This is a genomic window from Citrobacter sp. Cpo109 (assembly GCF_030332565.1).
Lineage (GTDB): Bacteria > Pseudomonadota > Gammaproteobacteria > Enterobacterales > Enterobacteriaceae > Citrobacter > Citrobacter portucalensis.
This window is the reverse complement of sequence record NZ_JAOWHQ010000055.1, coordinates 267,433-286,037: the sequence shown is the minus strand read 5'-3', so window position 1 is coordinate 286,037 and position 18,605 is coordinate 267,433. Positions and strand designations below refer to the sequence as shown.

Annotated in this window: 16 protein-coding genes; 14 read left to right on the top strand and 2 right to left on the bottom strand. The window is 54.1% G+C overall.

From position 1 onward, the window contains the following. Positions 1-234 precede the first annotated feature (234 nt). The 4 genes from OGY71_RS09550 to OGY71_RS09535 are packed head-to-tail and all read left to right on the top strand — an operon-like array spanning position 235 to position 4,457. Positions 235-1,152, top strand: a complete 918-nt coding sequence (locus tag OGY71_RS09550) for an SPFH domain-containing protein (protein WP_003831073.1) — start codon at positions 235-237, stop codon at positions 1,150-1,152. After that, positions 1,149-1,607, top strand: coding sequence for an NfeD family protein (locus OGY71_RS09545; protein ID WP_126955905.1), 459 nt, complete (start codon positions 1,149-1,151; stop codon positions 1,605-1,607). Before OGY71_RS09550 ends, OGY71_RS09545 begins: the two co-directional genes overlap by 4 nt. A gap of 19 nt (positions 1,608-1,626) precedes the next feature. After that, entirely contained in the window at positions 1,627-3,771 is a 2,145-nt protein-coding gene (locus OGY71_RS09540) for a PA5441 family protein (RefSeq protein ID WP_286613177.1), read from the top strand. Continuing rightward, positions 3,741-4,457 (top strand): DUF3142 domain-containing protein, encoded by a 717-nt coding sequence (locus tag OGY71_RS09535; protein WP_286613175.1) that lies wholly within the window; start codon positions 3,741-3,743, stop codon positions 4,455-4,457. The genes OGY71_RS09540 and OGY71_RS09535 overlap by 31 nt, the downstream gene beginning before the upstream one ends. Here OGY71_RS09535 and cueR read toward each other — a convergent pair. Further along, positions 4,454-4,864, bottom strand: coding sequence for a Cu(I)-responsive transcriptional regulator (cueR, locus tag OGY71_RS09530; protein ID WP_286613173.1), 411 nt, complete (start codon positions 4,862-4,864; stop codon positions 4,454-4,456). The genes OGY71_RS09535 and cueR overlap by 4 nt on opposite strands. A 290-nt stretch (positions 4,865-5,154) precedes the next feature. On the opposite strand from cueR, the gene OGY71_RS09525 reads away from it, so the two are divergent. The 10 genes from OGY71_RS09525 (at position 5,155) to ybaK (ending at position 16,700) form a co-directional block, all read left to right on the top strand. Next, positions 5,155-7,299, top strand: coding sequence for a TonB-dependent receptor plug domain-containing protein (locus OGY71_RS09525; RefSeq protein ID WP_286613171.1), 2,145 nt, complete (start codon positions 5,155-5,157; stop codon positions 7,297-7,299). A gap of 2 nt (positions 7,300-7,301) precedes the next feature. Next, positions 7,302-8,126, top strand: coding sequence for a heme/hemin ABC transporter substrate-binding protein (locus OGY71_RS09520; RefSeq protein ID WP_063941330.1), 825 nt, complete (start codon positions 7,302-7,304; stop codon positions 8,124-8,126). An 18-nt stretch (positions 8,127-8,144) separates the two neighbouring features. After that, the gene (gene hutW, locus OGY71_RS09515; RefSeq protein WP_003831065.1) at positions 8,145-9,482 is read left to right on the top strand and encodes a heme anaerobic degradation radical SAM methyltransferase ChuW/HutW; all 1,338 of its coding nucleotides are present in this window, start codon (positions 8,145-8,147) and stop codon (positions 9,480-9,482) included. 12 nt (positions 9,483-9,494) lie between these two features. Then, a complete protein-coding gene (gene hutX, locus OGY71_RS09510; RefSeq protein WP_063941329.1) occupies positions 9,495-9,989 on the top strand; it encodes a heme utilization cystosolic carrier protein HutX in 495 nt (164 codons plus the stop codon). Further along, on the top strand, positions 9,989-10,612 hold the full coding sequence (gene chuY / locus OGY71_RS09505) for an anaerobilin reductase (RefSeq protein WP_286613169.1): 624 nt from the start codon (positions 9,989-9,991) through the stop codon (positions 10,610-10,612). Before hutX ends, chuY begins: the two co-directional genes overlap by 1 nt. Before the next feature lie 51 nt (positions 10,613-10,663). Then, positions 10,664-11,656 carry a FecCD family ABC transporter permease gene (locus OGY71_RS09500; protein ID WP_232079125.1) on the top strand — a complete coding sequence of 331 codons (993 nt, stop codon included), beginning with the start codon at positions 10,664-10,666 and terminating at the stop codon, positions 11,654-11,656. Then, complete coding sequence (locus OGY71_RS09495) at positions 11,653-12,423, top strand: heme ABC transporter ATP-binding protein (protein ID WP_149334996.1); 771 nt, start codon at positions 11,653-11,655, stop codon at positions 12,421-12,423. The genes OGY71_RS09500 and OGY71_RS09495 overlap by 4 nt, the downstream gene beginning before the upstream one ends. A 147-nt stretch (positions 12,424-12,570) precedes the next feature. Continuing rightward, positions 12,571-15,072, top strand: coding sequence for a copper-exporting P-type ATPase CopA (gene copA, locus OGY71_RS09490; protein WP_032942557.1), 2,502 nt, complete (start codon positions 12,571-12,573; stop codon positions 15,070-15,072). A 153-nt stretch (positions 15,073-15,225) separates the two neighbouring features. Continuing rightward, complete coding sequence (locus OGY71_RS09485; RefSeq protein WP_063941325.1) at positions 15,226-16,020, top strand: TraB/GumN family protein; 795 nt, start codon at positions 15,226-15,228, stop codon at positions 16,018-16,020. Between the two features lie 200 nt (positions 16,021-16,220). Next, complete coding sequence (gene ybaK, locus OGY71_RS09480) at positions 16,221-16,700, top strand: Cys-tRNA(Pro)/Cys-tRNA(Cys) deacylase YbaK (protein ID WP_164563042.1); 480 nt, start codon at positions 16,221-16,223, stop codon at positions 16,698-16,700. A 107-nt stretch (positions 16,701-16,807) separates the two neighbouring features. On the opposite strand, the gene ushA is transcribed toward ybaK, so the two are convergent. Further along, a complete protein-coding gene (gene ushA / locus OGY71_RS09475; RefSeq protein WP_003831055.1) occupies positions 16,808-18,460 on the bottom strand; it encodes a bifunctional UDP-sugar hydrolase/5'-nucleotidase UshA in 1,653 nt (550 codons plus the stop codon). Positions 18,461-18,605: the final 145 nt, after the last annotated feature.

Sequence of the window (18,605 nt, the reverse complement as noted above, 5' to 3'; positions counted from 1 at the left end):
AACTATGTGACTGGGGTGAGCGACAAATCTGCCAGGAGCAAATTTGAGCGCTGCTTACAGCGACCCCGCAGGGGCGAGGCCCAGGGATGGGCCGAGTAACGCAGCTAACGCACATGCAACTTGAAGTATGACGGGTATATCCCTGTAATTTATTATAGGGGAGCTCACCTTGATAAATCGGGTATAATTTGACTAATGAGGCAGTAAAGGACAGCACAACAGGAGGTTTCATCAATGCTCATTTTTATTCCTATTCTTATTTTTGTCGCGCTGGTGATCGTCGGCGCAGGCGTCAAAATCGTCCCGCAGGGATATCAGTGGACGGTAGAGCGTTTTGGCCGTTACACCAAAACCCTGCAACCGGGTTTAAGCCTTGTTGTACCATTCATGGACCGCATTGGTCGTAAGATCAATATGATGGAACAGGTGCTTGATATCCCCTCTCAGGAAGTCATCTCCAAAGATAACGCCAACGTCTCGATTGATGCTGTGTGCTTTATTCAGGTGATCGACGCGCCGAAAGCCGCGTATGAAGTCAGCAACCTGGAACTGGCGATCATCAACCTGACCATGACCAACATTCGTACTGTTCTCGGCTCGATGGAGCTCGATGAAATGCTCTCCCAGCGCGACAACATCAACACGCGCCTGCTGCATATCGTTGATGAGGCCACCAATCCCTGGGGAATAAAAATCACCCGTATTGAGATCCGCGACGTGCGTCCTCCTGCAGAACTTATCGACGCCATGAACGCACAAATGAAAGCCGAACGTACCAAGCGCGCCTACATTCTTGAAGCCGAAGGGATCCGTCAGGCAGAAATCGTTAAGGCCGAAGGTGAGAAGCAATCGAAAATCCTCATTGCGGAAGGTGAACGTCAGTCCGCATTTTTACAGGCTGAAGCGCGTGAACGTTCCGCAGAAGCAGAAGCCCGCGCCACGCAGATGGTGTCTGAGGCCATTGCCGCCGGGGATATTCAGGCCGTGAACTACTTCGTGGCGCAGAAATACACCGAAGCGCTGCAGCATATCGGTTCGTCGAATAACAGCAAAGTGGTGATGATGCCGCTGGATGCCAGTAGCCTGATGGGCTCCATTGCCGGGATCGCCGAACTGGTTAAGGACAGCGCCAGCGAGCGGAAAAAATCATGATAGCGATGATTCTGGTGCACCCGCACATCTTCTGGCTCAGCCTCGGCGGTTTGCTACTCGCCGCCGAGATGCTGGGCGGCAACGGCTATCTGCTGTGGAGCGGCGTGGCTGCGGTGATTACCGGTCTTGTCGTCTGGCTCGTTCCGCTAGACTGGGCGTGGCAGGGGGCAATGTTCGCTGTCCTCACTCTGCTGGCGGCCTGGCTGTGGTGGAAGTGGCTGGCAAGGCGCGTTCAGGAGCAAAAGCCAGCCGACAGCCATCTTAACCAGCGCGGACAACAGCTGGTTGGCCGTCGATTTATTCTGGAAACCACCCTGGTCAATGGTCGCGGACATATGCGCGTCGGCGACAGCTCCTGGCCCGTTAGCGCCCGTGACGATTTGAGCGCCGGAACGCAGGTTGAAGTCATTGCCGTTGAGGGAATCACCCTGATTATAAAAGCGGTATCACACTAAAGAGACAGGAAATAAGACTATGGTCAGGAAGACACCCCTTGCCTTTGCCCTTTGCATATTGCTGACCGCCGCCCCGCAGGCATTCGCTTCGTTCGATATGGAAGACTGCAAATGGAGCGACGACAGCTGTCTACTAAAGGGAACACCGACCTTTAACCCTGAAAACGACAGCCGTGACAACCTGCTGCGGCTGCTGAGCCAGGAAAAATCATTTGCTCTGCCGGTGCAATCAATGCCCGCAGACATCACCCGCTCCCGTGATTTCTATTTTGCCTATCACCCGCAGTGGGATGAGGCTGCCCCGCAGCCAGCCGCTGCTCCGGCATCCGCCGCAGACAGCCCTCTCTCCCAACAGATGGCCGAGCTGAACATTAGCGCCGACGAAATAAACATCAACGACGCTGAGCTTGAGAACCGCCATGTTTCGAATAACACCGAGAGCGTCAGCGCGTTTTTTGCCGCGCTGTTGGCCGATTCCACGTTAACGGCGGAACAGCGTCAGGCCTTAGCCCAGGCGCGTACAGGACTGCTTTCCGGAGCAACCCGCGAGCAAATTGAGTCTTCTCTTGCTACCTTCCCGGCAGATTCTCCTGCTCTGCCCTATAAAAGCTATCTGGCAGCAGCCGCCAGTTTCTATGCCGGTGATTATGCCAGTGCCGAACGGGATTTCGCTCAGCTTGCCAAAAGCGATCGTCCGTGGCTGGCAGAGACTGCGCAATACATGCTGATGCGCACGGCGTTGAACAAGAGCAGTCAGAACAGCGTGGGCGAGTACGGCGATTTTGATATTGCGAAAATTAACCGCGAGGATGCCACTCAGGCTCAAGAGTTGGCGCAGGCCTATCTGCAGCGTTTTCCCCAAGGACTCTACGCTGACTCTTCACGAGGCATGTTGCGTCGCATCAACTGGTATTTACAGTCATGGCCGCAGCTGGCCGGGTTGTATGAACAGACGCTGAAGCAGTCGACTGACGCACAGCAACTGCGCGAAAATGTCATCGAATACGATAATGTCTATGGCATGGCGTTCTACGACCAGTCCGTCGTTGAAGCCTTCCCCAACGCGCCGCGAGTCAGCTATATCGAACTGCTACGCGCGCTGCGCCTGGATAACAATAACAAACCCACGCTGACGCAGGCACAGCTCGACGCCAGCAAACCGGTGTTTGAACAGAGCCAAAAACTGCCGCTATGGCGCGATCTGCAACTCAATCTGTGGCTGGCAACGGGCAACTACGCGGCAATTATTCAGGCAGTTACGCCAGCGCAGAAACTTGCCGCTCACGATACCCTCGCCTTCAGCGAACAGGTGCTGTACGGCGAAGCGTTGATGGGCCAGAAGAAATGGGCCGAGGCGCGCGATTTCTGGCAGCAGTTGTTAAAACTCAGCCAGGATAACGAACAGCAGCAATATGTGCAGGCTAAGCTTGCCGCCACGCTGGTATATAGCGGCGACGTGGCTGCGGTTTTCGCACCGAATAGCGCGGTGACCAACCTGCGCTTTCGTTCGCAGGTACTGAAAACACAGGCCACACCAGAACTGCTGCGCCAGCAGGCCGTTCATGGCCCGAATAACGAAGAGCGTACCATTGCGTTGCATACGCTGCTGGTGCGAGATCTTACAGAGAATCGTTTTGGCGATTGGCTGAATGACAGAAAACTGGCCAGCGCGATTACGCCTCCGGTCATTGGCGAAGCGTTTGCTGACGTTAACCTGAGCATATTCGACTGGAATGGCGACACGGCGCAGGCGGGCTATACGTGCCGCAGCCTCAATGAAACGGTAACGGTATTGAGCAAAAAAGCGGATGATGCTCACGCGCTGAACTGCTTAGGCGAATTCTTCCGCACCACGCAAACGCATGTTGATCTGTGGAAAAACAGCGCTGGCAATGACGAGCTTGAATCAGCAATCTCGCGCAAGAAACCCTTCGGCCAGTTCGACAGACAAAGCTACTATCAGCAGGTAATCACCTCGCCCACCGCTGAAGTCGAAGATAAGAGCTTCGCGTTGTATCGCGCCATCATGTGCTATGCGCCTTCAGGCGCTAACGAGTGCGGCGGCGAGGAAGTGGATAAACTGCAGCGTAAGGGCTGGTTCACCCAACTGAAAACGCAGTATCCGGGAAGCCCGTGGGCGCAAAAACTCAAATACTACTGGTAACCACACTGCTGCTGGGCCAGGCACAGGCGGCGGATATCGTCGCCGCCCGTGAGCATCCCGCCTTCTGGCTGTGGTCCGGAGTGAAGGCCAGTGACGAGCTGAAAAACGCGCAAACGGTCTATCTGCATCAGGGCGAGGTGCTGGTTCGTTCGGGTAACGTGGTTTTCCAGCGTCTCGGACTGCCGGTCAGCCGTCTGTCTTTTCCGTCAATCTGGCTGACCGTACGCTTTACCACGCTCGACGTACCGGAGGAAATCCCGGCGCGTATCATACGGTTGATGCAACGCTGGCAGGCCGCCGGGAATCACGTCGTCGGCCTGCAGGTTGATTTTGACGCAGCGACCCATCAACTGACCGACTACGCCCGCTTTCTGCAGCAACTGCGCCAACAGCTCCCGGCCGAGTTTGCGCTAGGCGTAACCGGACTACTGGATTGGGCAAAAACGGGCGACGTCGCTACGCTGAACGCGTTGGCGGTCGATGAACTGGTGGTGCAAAGCTATCAGGGGCGTCACACGGTGACGAATTATCAGGCGTATTTGCCCGCGCTCAGCCGCCTGCGCATTCCATTTAAGCTGGGACTGGTGCAAAACGGTAACCGGGATCCACTGGCTGAAGCGCAGCTTGAGAAATCCCCGTGGTATCGCGGCACGGTGGTGTTTATGCTCAATCCCTCTCGCCGTTAAGCCTTGGCTTTGTGATGGCAGCAGCCTGAGAGATTATCAATGATTGGGCATTCGGCGCTATCATCGCCGGGGCAACTGTCTGCCAGCGCCAGCAAATGCAAGCGCATGGCCTGCAGCTCACTGATATGCCGCTCAATATCCGCCACCTTTTCCAGGGTGCGCTTTTTCACATCCGCGCTGTGACGCGCCGGATCGTTAAACAGGTTTACCAGCTCGCCGCACTCTTCCAGATTAAATCCAACCTGCCGCGCCTGACGCAGCAACGTCAGTTCATTCAGATGCTGTTGGTTGTAAGTGCGATAGCCATTGTCACTACGCAGCGGCGGCGTCACCAGTCCTTTCTCTTCATAAAAGCGAATGGCTTTGCTGGTTAAACCGGTTTTTTTCGCAACATCGCTAATATTCACATTTCCCCCGCGGTGCTTGTTAGTGCTGAGCCACATTATAGCCCAGATTGCCGTAATCATTTACCCGAGAAATCTGCACATTTTAAGTCAATAAAGAGATGAATAAATCCTTTCTATTCACATTGTTATACCCGATACAGATCACATTTCAGTATTTATTGACCGTACAAAATTGACTCAAATCAAAAGATATATTGGTTATACATCTTTCATATTGAACAAAGGGAAACATTTTTATATATAAATGCGAATGATAATGATGATCATTTACATTCAATAAAGGTTCTCTTATGTTGCCACGGATTAACCAAAGGCCATTTATTCTTTCAACCCTGACATTATGCATGTCCGGCGCTGCTTCTGCAGCTACCTCTACAACACACGCTTCAACGCCCGATGATGATACGGTGATCGTCACGGCTAACCGCTCTGAAAGTAGTCTCTGGGATAGCCCGGCAACTATTCAGGTTATCGATCGCCAGACGCTGCAAAACTCCACCAGCGTTTCTATTGCTGATGATTTACAAGATATTCCCGGCGTCGAAGTCACCGATAACGCCCTCGCTGGCCGGAAACAAATTCGTATCCGTGGCGAAGCCTCTTCGCGGGTGCTGATTTTGATCGACGGCCAGGTCGTCAGCTACCAACGTGCCGGGCAAAACTACGGGGCCGGTTTGCTGATTGACGAATCCGCGCTGGAACGCATTGAGGTGGTCAAAGGCCCCTACTCTGTCCTCTACGGTTCGCAGGCGATTGGCGGCGTCGTGAATTTTATTACCAAAAAAGGCGGCGATAAGCCTCTCGGCGGCAGCATTAAGGCCGTTTATAACTCCGCAACGGCAGGATGGGAAGAATCAGCGGCAGCCTGGGGCAGCATCGGAAACTTTGACTACCGCATCAATGGCAGCTACTCCGACCAGGGGGACCGCGATACGCCTGACGGAAGATTGCCTGACACCAACTTCCGTAATAACGGCCAGGGCGTGTGGCTGGGCTACAACTTCGATCGCCATAAAATCGGACTCTCGCTCGATCGTTACAAACTGTCTACTCAAACCTGGTTTGACGATCCAGAGGGCCAGTTCGACGACTTTAGCGTCAAAATACCTAAGCTGGAACGCGAGAAAATCGGTCTTTTCTACGACTATGCGGCTGACGGGGATTACCTGAAGAAAATCCATGTTGACGCATACAGCCAGACAATAGAGCGCAAATTTGAAAACCGGGTCAAAACGACTCAGGTAATTCCCAGCCCGGCGATTAAAGCGCTGACGATAAACAATCAAACCAATACCAACGACAAACAGTATACCCAGGGGGTAACGCTGCAGGGCAATTTCTCCCTTCCCGCGAACAACGAGCTGGTGATTGGCACTCAATATCAGCATGACAAAATCAAACAGGACACGGACGGCAGTACACGCCAGACCGCGGCTACCGGCTTCTTCGATACGCAAACCCGCACCCTGTCATACAACGAAGCGGAGCAAAGCAATACCTCATTATTCGCGCAAAACGACTGGCGCTTTGCCGATGACTGGACCTGGACCATAGGCGCACGCCAGTACTGGCTGTCTTCGAAACTCAATCGCAACGATACGCAAACCCTGCAAAGCAGCGGCAGTACCTGGCAATCCACCGGAGGAAATTCAGTACACGATGATGAACTAGTGACCTCAACCAGCCTGCGCTATTCCGGTTTTAAAGATCTTGAACTCCGGGCAGCGTATGCCCAAGGCTATGTTTTCCCCACGCTGACTCAGCTGTTTATGCAGACGTCCGCAGGCGGAAGCGTGACCTACGGCAACCCAAACCTGAAGGCGGAACACTCGAATAACTATGAGCTGGGCGCACGGTATAAAGGGAATATGTGGCTGATTGACGGCGCCATTTATTACTCCGAAGCCAAAGACTATATCGCCAGCCTGGCCTGTTCAGGCCAACCCGTTTGCAGCGGTAATACCACCTCTTCACGGGGTGGCTATTACTACTACGAAAACATCGATCGGGCCAAAACCTGGGGCATGGAACTCACCGCAGAATACAACGGCTGGGCGGTTTCACCTTACCTGAGCGGTAATCTCATTCGCCGTCAGTACGAAGGCAATACCCTAAAAACCTGGGATACCGGCGAGCCCACGCTGACCGGGCGCGTCGGCCTGAAACATACCTGGTTGATGAATGTCGCTAACGTGACATCCGATGCCTTTATCCGCGCGGCGTCCAGCGCTAAAGATAATACCGGCACCACGGAAATCAACTACCCTGGCTGGGCCACACTTAACCTCGCATTCAACACCGAGTTCGGTCCGCAGGACCAGTATCAGGTCAACCTCGCGCTCAACAACCTGACCGATAAGCGTTACAGAACCGCACATGAATCTATTCCAGATGCTGGTTTCAATGCCGCCGTTGGCTTTGCGTGGAATTTCTGACGATGAAAAAACTCATGATTGGCTTACTGAGCCTCGCCTGCGTTTTCAGTGCCCAGTCCGCCGACCGCCTGGTGGTGGCGGGCGGCTCGCTTAGCGAACTGGTATACGCCATGGGCGTCGGCAACCGGGTGGTCGGCGTTGATGAAACCACCTCATATCCGCCCGAAACTGCCACACTCCCGCATATCGGCTACTGGAAGCAGTTAAGCAGCGAGGGCATTTTGTCGCTCCATCCGGACAGCTTTATCACCTGGCAGGATGCAGGACCCCAAATCGTGTTGGATCAGTTGCGGGCGCAAAAGGTTAACGTCGTGACGTTGCCGCGCGTACCGGCCACCGTAGAACAGATGTACGCCAACATTCGAGAACTGGCTACAACACTGCACATTCCTGACCAAGGTGAGGCGTTAGTCAATCGCCTGCAGCAACGTCTGGAGCGTATTAAGCACAGCGTGGCGGCGAAAAACGCGCCGGTCAAAGCAATGTTCATTCTCTCTGCTGGCGGCAGCGCACCTCAGATCGCCGGAAAAGGCAGCGTTGCCGATGCCATTATGACCCTCGCAGGCGCACAAAATGTCGCCACCCATGCGCAGTATAAAAGCTACAGCGCGGAGTCACTGATCGCCGCCAACCCGGAGGTGATCGTGGTGACGTCGCAAATGGTCGATGGCGGTCTGGCTCGCCTGAGCGCGATTGCCGGTATTACCCACACTGCGGCCTGGAAAAATCAGCGCATTGTGGCAGTAGACCAGGCGCTGATTCTGGGGATGGGACCTCGCGTCACCGATGCGGTTGAAGCCCTGCACCAGCAATTCTGGCCTCACTAACTGGATTTATTAAGAAGAATGAAAACTGAACACTCGCTGGATCTCACCGCGCATTTTGCGCTCGAGGGAAGTCAGCCATTTAAGGATCGCCGCGCCACGATGCCCTGGCGTGGGGCGATCCCGGTTGCCAAAGAGCTTTTGTCACAAACCTGGCAGGAGGTCATCAGCCAGCCAACCCCGCCACGTAAACGGCTGGTGTACTTGCATATCCCTTTTTGTGCAACACATTGTACTTTCTGCGGTTTTTATCAAAACCGGTTTGAAGAAGACAACTGCGCCCGCTACACCAACGCGCTGTTGCGCGAAATAGAGATGGAAGCTGATAGCGCATTACACCAGTCAGCCCCCATTCACGCCGTCTATTTTGGCGGCGGTACGCCTTCTGCGTTGTCTGCACAGGACCTGGCCAGAATCATCACCGCGCTGCGTGACAAGCTACCGCTGGCGCCGGACTGCGAAATCACCATTGAGGGGCGAGTGCTCAATTTTGACGATGCGCGAATCGATGCCTGCCTTGACGCTGGCGCCAATCGATTTTCGATCGGTATTCAGTCTTTTAACAGCCGGATCCGCAAGAAAATGGCGCGTACTTCGGACGGCCCGACCGCAACGGCCTTTATGCAGGGACTGGTAAAACGGGATCGTGCCGCCGTGGTGTGCGATCTGCTATTTGGTCTGCCAGGACAAGACGCAAAACTGTGGGGCGAGGATCTGGCGATTGCCCGCGACATTGGCCTCGACGGCGTAGATCTTTATGCGCTGAATCTGATCCCTAATACACCGCTTGGCAAAGCAGTTGAAACCGGGCGCACAACCGTTCCCTCTCCCGCCGAACGCCGCGATCTCTATCTTCAGGGCTGCGATTTCATGGACAGCGCGGGCTGGCGCTGCATCAGCAACAGCCACTGGGCGCGTACCACACGGGAACGCAATCTGTACAACCTGCTGATTAAACAGGGTGCAGACTGTCTGGCATTCGGCTCTGGCGCAGGAGGGTCAGTCAATGGCTATTCCTGGATGGTCGAGCGCAACCTGAATACATGGCATGAATCTATCGCCGCCGGAAAAAAACCGCTAATGATGATAATGCGCACAGCCGAGCGTGGTTTCCAGTGGCGACACACTCTCCAGGCCGGTATTGAGACGGCCCGCGTCCCGTTGGATGAACTGACGCCTCATGCACAAAAACTGGCCCCGCTACTGACCCAATGGCATCACGCAGGACTGACGCGAGATGCCAGCACCTGTGTACGCCTGACCAATGAAGGGCGTTTTTGGGCGAGCAATATTTTGCAGTCTCTTGATGAACTGATTCAGGCACTTAACGCGCCGCGCATTGCGGTAGAGCAACCATAAAAGGAGTGAATAATGAGCCATGTCTCTTTACAGGATTTTTTGAAAACTGAGCCGGACGGTACGCTGGAAGCTATCGCAGCCCAGTACAACACTACATTGCTGGAGGTGGTGAAAAACCTCCCTTCCCCAACGCTGGTTTCCGGCAGTCAATTTGATACCGTCTGGGAAACCGTCTGCGAATGGGGCAAAGTCACCACCCTGGTCCATACTGCTGATGTCATTCTGGAATTCACCGGTGAATTACCTTCCGGATTCCACCGCCACGGTTACTTCAACCTGCGCGGCAAAAAAGGCATGACCGGTCATATCAAGGCAGAAAACTGCACGCATATTGCCCTGATTGAACGCAAATTTATGAGAATGGACACTGCGTCCATTCTCTTCTTCAACCAGGCGGGTAGCGCTATGTTCAAAATTTTCCTCGGTCGCGATGAGCATCGACAGCTACTGGCCGAACAGGTCAGCGCCTTTCACGCGTTGTCTTCATCTTTAAAGGAACATGCCTGATGGCTCCATGGCTTATTTTTGGTGCAGGTGGAAGCGGCGTCGGCGCGAAAACGCTGGAGCTAGCACTGGCGGAGCATCGTCCGGTGATTGCTGTCGTTCGCAATCCCCAGGTTGCTGCCGGGCTGCAGGAAAAAGGTGTGCAGGTCTTTATTGGCGACGCCTGCGACAGCCAGGTCACCGCCTGCGCCTGTCGCGCAGCGGGTCAGCATGCCACGGTGATCTCCTCCATGGGCGGTGCCCAGGATTATCTGGCGCACAGAACCGTCATTGATGAAGCAGAAAAAGCTGAGATCAAACGCATGATTCTGGTTACCTCTCTGGGCTGTGGCGACAGTTGGCCCTTTTTGTCCCCACGCGCCAGGACCGCATTTGGCCAGGCCGTACGGGAAAAATCGTTGGCTGAAAGCTGGCTACAAACCAGTCAACTGGACTACGCCATTCTCCGCCCCGGCGGTTTGCTGAACGGTGAAGCCACAGGCCTGGCGCAACGAATACAGGCCGAGGAGTGTCATGGCTTTGTGATGCGCGCAGATGTTGCCTGGCACATTCACGAACTGGCCACGGCACCGGCACTCAAAAACCAGATTTACAGTTTGGTTGAGCCGGGACTGAAACCCGCGTAAACCCCTCGCGGCGCGGAAACTTCGCGCCGCAAAGACGTTATGGAGCGTTGCGTGCTTAAGGACTCGCTTTCTTCCGTCAGCATTCTGACGGGCCTTTCTCTCTTGCTGGTCGCTCTGATGCTGTTCGGTGCCAGCCAGGGGGCGTTGAACATTAGCTTCAGCGCCCTGTTCAACGACGAATACCGAGATATCTGGTTGAACATTCGCCTGCCCCGCGTGCTGCTGGCCGTTTTGGTCGGTGCTGCGCTGGCTACGGCAGGGGTCATTATGCAGGGACTTTTTCGCAATCCGATGGCCGATCCCGGCCTGCTTGGCGTCAGCAGCGGCTCCGCGCTGATGGTTGGCATCGCGATAGTTATCCCATTTTCATTCCCCGTGGTGCTGGTGCTGTATGAGCAGATGATTTTTGCCGTCGCGGGCAGCATGGTGGTCTGCACGATTATTTTCCTGATAAGCCAGCGTCATAACCACGGTGGAATGATGCAACTGCTGTTAGCAGGTATCGCCATCAATGCTCTGTGCGGTTCGGCTATTGGCGTGCTGAGCTATGTGGGCGACGAACAGCAGCTACGCCAACTTACGCTGTGGATGATGGGGAATCTCGGCCAGGCCCAGTGGCCAACGCTGCTGGTTGCCAGCACGTTTGTTCTTCCAGCCATTGCTGTCACCGTCTGTCTGGCGGGAACGCTTAATTTGCTGCAGTTGGGTGATGAAGAGTCGCATTACCTCGGCGTAAACGTCAAACGTAAGCGCCAGCAATTACTGTTGCTCAGCTCGCTCCTGGTTGGCGCTTCCGTTTCCGTCAGCGGCGTGATTGGCTTTATTGGCCTTGTGATCCCGCATCTGATCAGAATGACTACCGGCGCCGATCATCGCTGGTTGATTCCCTGCTCTACGCTGGCCGGCGCCTGTTTACTGCTGATTGCCGACACGCTGGCCCGCACACTTGTTCAGCCTGCCGAAATGCCCGTTGGCCTGTTAACCAGCTTGATCGGTGGACCGTATTTCCTGTGGTTAATACTGCGTAGCCGGAGGATGTCATGATCGTCGCTGAAAATCTGGTCTACCACATTCAGGGCAGACGACTGACCGATGACGTTTCTCTGACGCTACCTGATGGAGAAATCATCGCGATTCTTGGTCCGAATGGGGCCGGAAAATCGACGCTGCTTCGCCAGCTTACGGGCTATCTGCAGCCCCACAGCGGGCGTTGTAGCTTGTTTGGCAAGCCGCTGAACGAGTGGTCAATCACCGAGCTGGCAAAAACCCGTGCCGTGATGCGCCAGAACAGTCATATGGCCTTCCCGTTTAGCGTGCAGGAGGTCATCCGCATGGGCAGGCATCCGTATCGTACGCGCAACACGGGCGATGAAACGGAGCACATCATGACGTTGTGTGACTGCCAGGCGCTGGCCGCGCGCGATTACCGGCACCTGTCGGGAGGAGAACAACAGCGGGTACAGCTGGCGCGTCTGCTGGTTCAACTTTGGGAGCCCGAACCCAGGCCAAAATGGCTGTTTCTCGATGAACCCACCTCCGCCCTGGATATTCACCACCAACAGCATCTTTTTCGTCTGCTGCGTCGTCTGGTAGGTGAACGACAGTTCAGCGTCTGCTGCGTCCTGCACGATCTAAACCTTGCGGCGCGCTATGCTGACCGCGTTGTATTGATGGAACGCGGCAGGATAGTTGATAACGGTCGTCCGCAGGATGTTCTGCAGCAATCGTCACTAAATGCACTGTACGGCGCCGATCTCACGGTGATGAATGAACCGGAGCATCGAACGCCGCTTATTGTTCTCAATCAATAATTGACCGGGAGCGTCCTGTTCTGACGTTCCCGTTTTTCTTCCTTTTCGCCCTTTTTGCACCTTTTCAAAAAACTCCCTTGACCTTCCCCTAGATGGAAGGTTTAACCTTTATCACAGTCAGTTAATCCTGCAATAAAGGAGTTGGTTATGTCTCAAACAATCGATCTAACCCTGGACGGCTTGTCCTGTGGTCACTGTGTAAAACGCGTTAAAGAGAGTCTGGAGCAACGCCCGGACGTTGAGCAAGCGGATGTCACTGTGACTGAAGCGCACATCACCGGGAGCGCCAGTGCTGAAGCGCTGATTGAAACCATCAAACAAGCCGGTTACGGCGCGGAGTTAAGCCACCCAAAGGCTAAACCGCTGACGGAGTCATCAATCCCGTCGGAAGCACTGGCAGCGGTCCCTTCCGAGCTTCCGGCAGCTACGGCTGATGATGACAGCCAACAGTTGCTGTTAAACGGCATGAGCTGCGCCAGCTGTGTTATCCGCGTACAAGATGCTCTGCAAAGCGTACCGGGTGTCACGCAGGCACGGGTAAACCTGGCGGAACGTACTGCGCTGGTAATGGGCAGTGCGTCCGCCGACCAGTTAGTGAAAGCGGTGGAAAAAGCGGGCTACGGCGCAGAAGCCATTGAAGATGATGTTAAGCGCCGCGAGCGTCAGCAAGAAACCGCCGTGGCAACCATGAAACGTTTTCGCTGGCAGGCGGCCGTCGCGCTGCTGTTGGGTATCCCTGTCATGGTATGGGGAATGATTGGCGAAAACATGATGGTCACTGCCGACAACCGTAGCCTGTGGCTGACGATTGGTCTGGCAACGCTTGCCGTGATGGTTTTCGCGGGCGGTCATTTTTACCGCAACGCGTGGAAAAGCCTGATGAACGGCACCGCGACCATGGATACGCTGGTGGCGCTGGGTACGGGGGTGGCATGGCTTTATTCCATGAGTGTCAACCTCTGGCCGCAATGGTTCCCGATGGAAGCACGACACCTCTATTATGAAGCCAGTGCGATGATTATCGGTCTGATTAACCTCGGGCACATGCTGGAAGCACGGGCTCGTCAGCGCTCGTCCAAAGCACTGGAAAAATTACTCGATCTGACACCGCCGACCGCGCGTGTTGTTACCGACGAAGGTGAAAAGAACGTGCCGCTGGCAGACGTTCAGGCGGGAATGTTACTGCGCCTGACCACCGGTGACCGCGTTCCGGTAGATGGCGAAATCACTCAGGGCGAAGCCTGGCTTGATGAAGCCATGCTGACCGGAGAGCCTATTCCGCAACAAAAAGGCGAAGGTGATAGCGTCCACGCCGGTACGGTCGTACAAGACGGCAGCGTGCTGTTTCGCGCCAGCGCCGTTGGCAGCCACACCACGCTGTCACGTATTATTCGTATGGTGCGCCAGGCGCAAAGCAGTAAACCGGAGATTGGCAAACTGGCTGACCGTATCTCCTCAGTGTTCGTTCCGGTCGTCGTAGTCATTGCGCTGGTAAGTGCAGCAATCTGGTATTTCTTCGGGCCGGCACCACAAATTGTTTATACGCTGGTGATTGCCACTACCGTACTGATTATTGCCTGCCCTTGTGCGCTGGGCCTGGCAACACCAATGTCGATTATTTCCGGTGTGGGTCGTGCCGCTGAGTTTGGGGTTCTGGTACGTGATGCCGATGCGCTGCAGCGCGCCAGTACGCTTGATACCGTCGTATTTGATAAAACCGGGACATTGACTGAAGGTAAACCGCAGGTTGTCGCCATCAAAACGTTTGGCAACACCGATGAAGCACTGGCAATTCGTCTGGCAGCAGCCCTTGAACAGGGGTCCAGCCACCCGCTGGCCAGAGCGATACTGGACAAAGCCGGTGATGTTACGCTGCCACAGGTCAATGGTTTCCGTACGCTGCGCGGTTTAGGCGTCAGTGGTGAAACGGAAGGTCATACGCTGCTGCTGGGCAACCAGGCGCTGCTTAATGAACAGCAGGTAGATACCACTGAAATGGAAGCTGAAATCACTGCTCAGGCATCCCAGGGTTCAACCCCGGTCCTGTTGGCGATTGATGGTAAAGCGGCGGCACTGTTAGCGGTGCGTGATCCACTGCGTAGCGACAGCGTGGCAGCACTTCAGCGTCTGCACCGCAACGGGTATCGTCTGGTGATGCTTACCGGTGACAACCCGACCACGGCTAACGCTATTGCCAAAGAAGCCGGTATTGATGAGGTGATTGCCGGTGTTCTGCCGGACGGTAAAGCCGAGGCGATTAAACGTCTGCAAAGCCAGGGGCGTCAGGTTGCCATGGTGGGTGACGGTATCAACGATGCACCTGCGCTGGCTCAGGCCGATGTAGGGATTGCCATGGGTGGCGGCAGCGATGTGGCGATTGAAACCGCCGCGATTACGCTGATGCGTCATAGCTTGATGGGCGTTGCGGATGCACTGTCTATCTCCCGGGCAACGTTGCGTAATATGAAGCAGAACCTGGTCGGCGCGTTTATTTATAACAGCATCGGTATTCCCGTTGCCGCGGGGATCCTGTGGCCGTTCACCGGAACACTGCTGAATCCGGTCGTTGCCGGGGCGGCGATGGCGCTCTCCTCCATTACTGTGGTGAGCAACGCTAACCGACTGCTGCGCTTCAAACCGAAAGAGTAACCCTCTGCCGCATGGCGCTCACGCTTATCCGGCCTACAAAGTGCAGGTAACATTGTGGGCCGGATAAGACGATTTCGCGTCGCCATCCGGCGATTCTCGCATTGCACCTTCCTGGACCACGCGCTAGCATGAAAGTCTACTTAGGGAGGTCGTATGGATCTGTTATACCGGGTAAAAACATTTTTCACCGCGCTACGCGGCAACCACTATACCTGGCCTGCCATCGACATTTCATTGCCCGGCAACCGCCATTTTCATCTGATTGGCAGTATTCACATGGGCAGTCGCGATATGGCACCTCTGCCTGCCAAATTACTCAAAAAACTCAACCATGCCGATGCGCTGATTGTCGAAGCGGATGTTTCCTGTGACGACGCGCCGTTTGCTAACCTTCCTACATTTGCCGCACTCGAAGAACGAATCAGCCCGGAGCAGTTAGAAAACCTGCGTAAAGTCACCAACGAACTGGGCATTTCCCCATCGCTGTTATCTACTCAGCCGTTGTGGCAAATCGCCATGGTATTACAGGCGACACAGGCACAGCAGTTGGGTCTACGGGCAGAATACGGGATTGATTACCAATTGCTGAAAGCGGCAAAACAAGCGCATAAACCCGTTATCGAGCTGGAAGGCGCATCCAGTCAAATCGAGCTGTTATGTCAGTTGCCTGATAACGGACTGGCCCTGTTGGACGATACTCTGACGCACTGGCATACCAATGCCAGATTGTTGCAACAAATGATGGGCTGGTGGCTTAAAACACCGCCACGCAATAGCGAACTGACGCTTCCCAATACCTTTAGCCAGTCGTTGTATGACGTATTGATGCATCAACGTAACACAGCCTGGCGCGATCGGCTCAGAGCGATGCCTGCTGGTCATTACGTCGTGGCCGTTGGCGCGTTGCATCTGTACGGAGAAGGAAATTTGCCGGAGATGTTACGGTAAAAAAATGGCCAATATTTCTATTGGCCCGTCAAAGAGGAATTTCATCATTATTATGATCCCAATGCTTAAAGCATCGGTGTAGTTCGATTGTCGCTCAAAGTCATCATCCTGCCAATACTATTGCGCAAGATGGTACTATTTTTTAGACAGACATCAGGCGTATGCTTGAGTCGTATTTTGTCTGGTCCAGGAAAATTGCTATGACACCCGCCGTTAAATTACTCGAAAAAAACAAAATTTCTTTCCAGATCCATTCCTACGATCACGATCCGTCCGAGACGAACTTTGGTGATGAAGTGGTGCGCAAGTTAGGTTTGAATGCGGACCAGGTCTACAAAACGCTGCTGGTTGCCGTGAATGGCGATATGAAGCATCTGGCAGTTGCGGTCACGCCTGTAGCCGGTCAACTGGATCTCAAAAAGGTCGCTAAGGCGCTGGGGGCTAAAAAGGTTGATATGGCCGATCCAATGGTTGCGCAACGAACCACCGGTTATCTGGTGGGGGGGATTAGCCCATTAGGACAGAAAAAGAGATTGCCAACGCTCATTGATGCCCCTGCCCAGACGTTTGACACCATTTATGTTTCCGGCGGCAAACGCGGGCTGGATATCGAACTGGCAGCAGGCGATCTGGCGAAAATTCTGGATGCGAAATTCGCCGACATCGCACGCCGTGATTAAGCGATTTTAGAATGATTGCCTGATGGCGCGCAGCTTTAAGGCCTACAAATCACACTGACTTGTAGGCCGAATAAGGTGCAAGCACCGCCATCCGGCGCTCCGCCCTGTTACTGCCAGGTAACTTCACCCTTCGGCTCATACATACTGGCATCCAGCGGTGAGTTCTTCTGCACGTACTCTTTCAGCACTTCAGCATCAATAAACCCGGTATTCACATAGCCTGGTTTGTTATCAATTCGCGGATAGCCATCGCCGCCGGTCGCATTGAAGCTCAGGGTCGCCATGCGATAGGTTTTGGCTGAGTCAACGGGTTCGCCTTTGATTTTCAAATCGTTAAGCTTGCCATCTTTCGCCACAAAGCTGACATTAGCAAACTGCGGATAGGCCCCGGAGTCCGGCTTCATTTGTGCTACAGCGGTCAGATAGTCAATCACTTCTTTCCCACTCATGTCTGCATACACCACGATGTTTCCGAACGGCTGTACTTTCAGCACGCTCTTATAAGTGATATCGCCACCTTCGATGGAATCACGGATGCCGCCGCCGCTCATCACGCCAAAATCAGCGCTGGTTCGCGCCATTTGCGCAGCCAGCAGTAAATGTCCCATGTTGGTCTGCACGAAACGGACTTTGCTTCGGTCGCCTTCGAGGCGCGCATTGACGCTACCGATTTTCACGTCGAGCTGCGCTTTACCTTTATTCTGGAACGGCGTCAGCAGCGAAAGCATTTGCTGATTTTCAGCTATTTCCGGGGTGTAGAGTACGCGCTCACTTTTACCGTTGTCCCAGGTCACTTTTTTCTTCAGGTTGACGGGGATGAGCTGGTAGTTAACCATTTTCATTTCGCCGTTACGGAACTCAAAGTCAGCCCGGCCCACATATTTCCCCCACTCGTGCGCCTGCACAATCCAGATCCCATTTTGCTTGTCTGGCGCACACGGCGTACCCGGTACGTAATCAACCTGCTTCTTGTTCTCTGAAGCCATACACACCGGATCCTGCGAGTGACCACCGACAATCATCGCCAACGATCCCGCCGGCAGGCTACGCGCCATTTCGACATCGCCAGGGGCGTTCGAGCCGTGGTTGCCGTTGTCATAATGTCCCATATGGGTGGTTGCGATAATGATGTCTGGCTTTTCACCCATATTCAGTTCCTGAATAACCAGTTTGGCTTCATCAGCAGGTTTACGGAACTCAATATCGGTAAAGAACTCGGGGTTGCCTATTTTCGCCGTATCGTCAGTAGTCAAACCGAGTACGGCAATTTTTAAATCCTGGCGCTTAAAGATAGCCCACGGCTTAAACAAACGCTCGCCGGTGCTTTTCTGATAGATATTGGCCGAGAGAAACGGGAATTTGGACCATTTTTCCTGCTGGCGCAGTACGGTCATGGGATTATCAAACTCGTGGTTTCCGACCGCCATCGCGTCATAGCCAATCAGGTTCATCCCACGAAAATCAGGTTCCGCATCCTGCAGATCGGACTCCGGTACGCCGGTATTAATGTCGCCACCGGAAAGCAACAGTACGCTGCCCCCTTCCTCAGCTACCTCTTTACGAATACCGTCCACCAGCGTTTTTTGTGCCGCCAGTCCGTATTCTCCGTATTCGCTGCGCCAGAAGTGACCGTGATGATCGTTGGTATGCAAAATGGTAATTTTGTAGGTTTTATCTTTTTCGTACGCTTGTGCAGGCTGACCTGCCAGCGTAAATGCGGCTAATAACGCCAGCGCCACGCCCCGTTTTAAAAACTTCATATTTCTCTCCCTGAGCCAAAATCAACGACTGAAATTACAATGATATAAAATAATAGTCGAAAATGTTTTCAGAAATGAGACTTCCTTCAAACACCTTCCGCAGGTATGTTAGTCAGGTAATAATAACAAAATAGATTACCCTCAT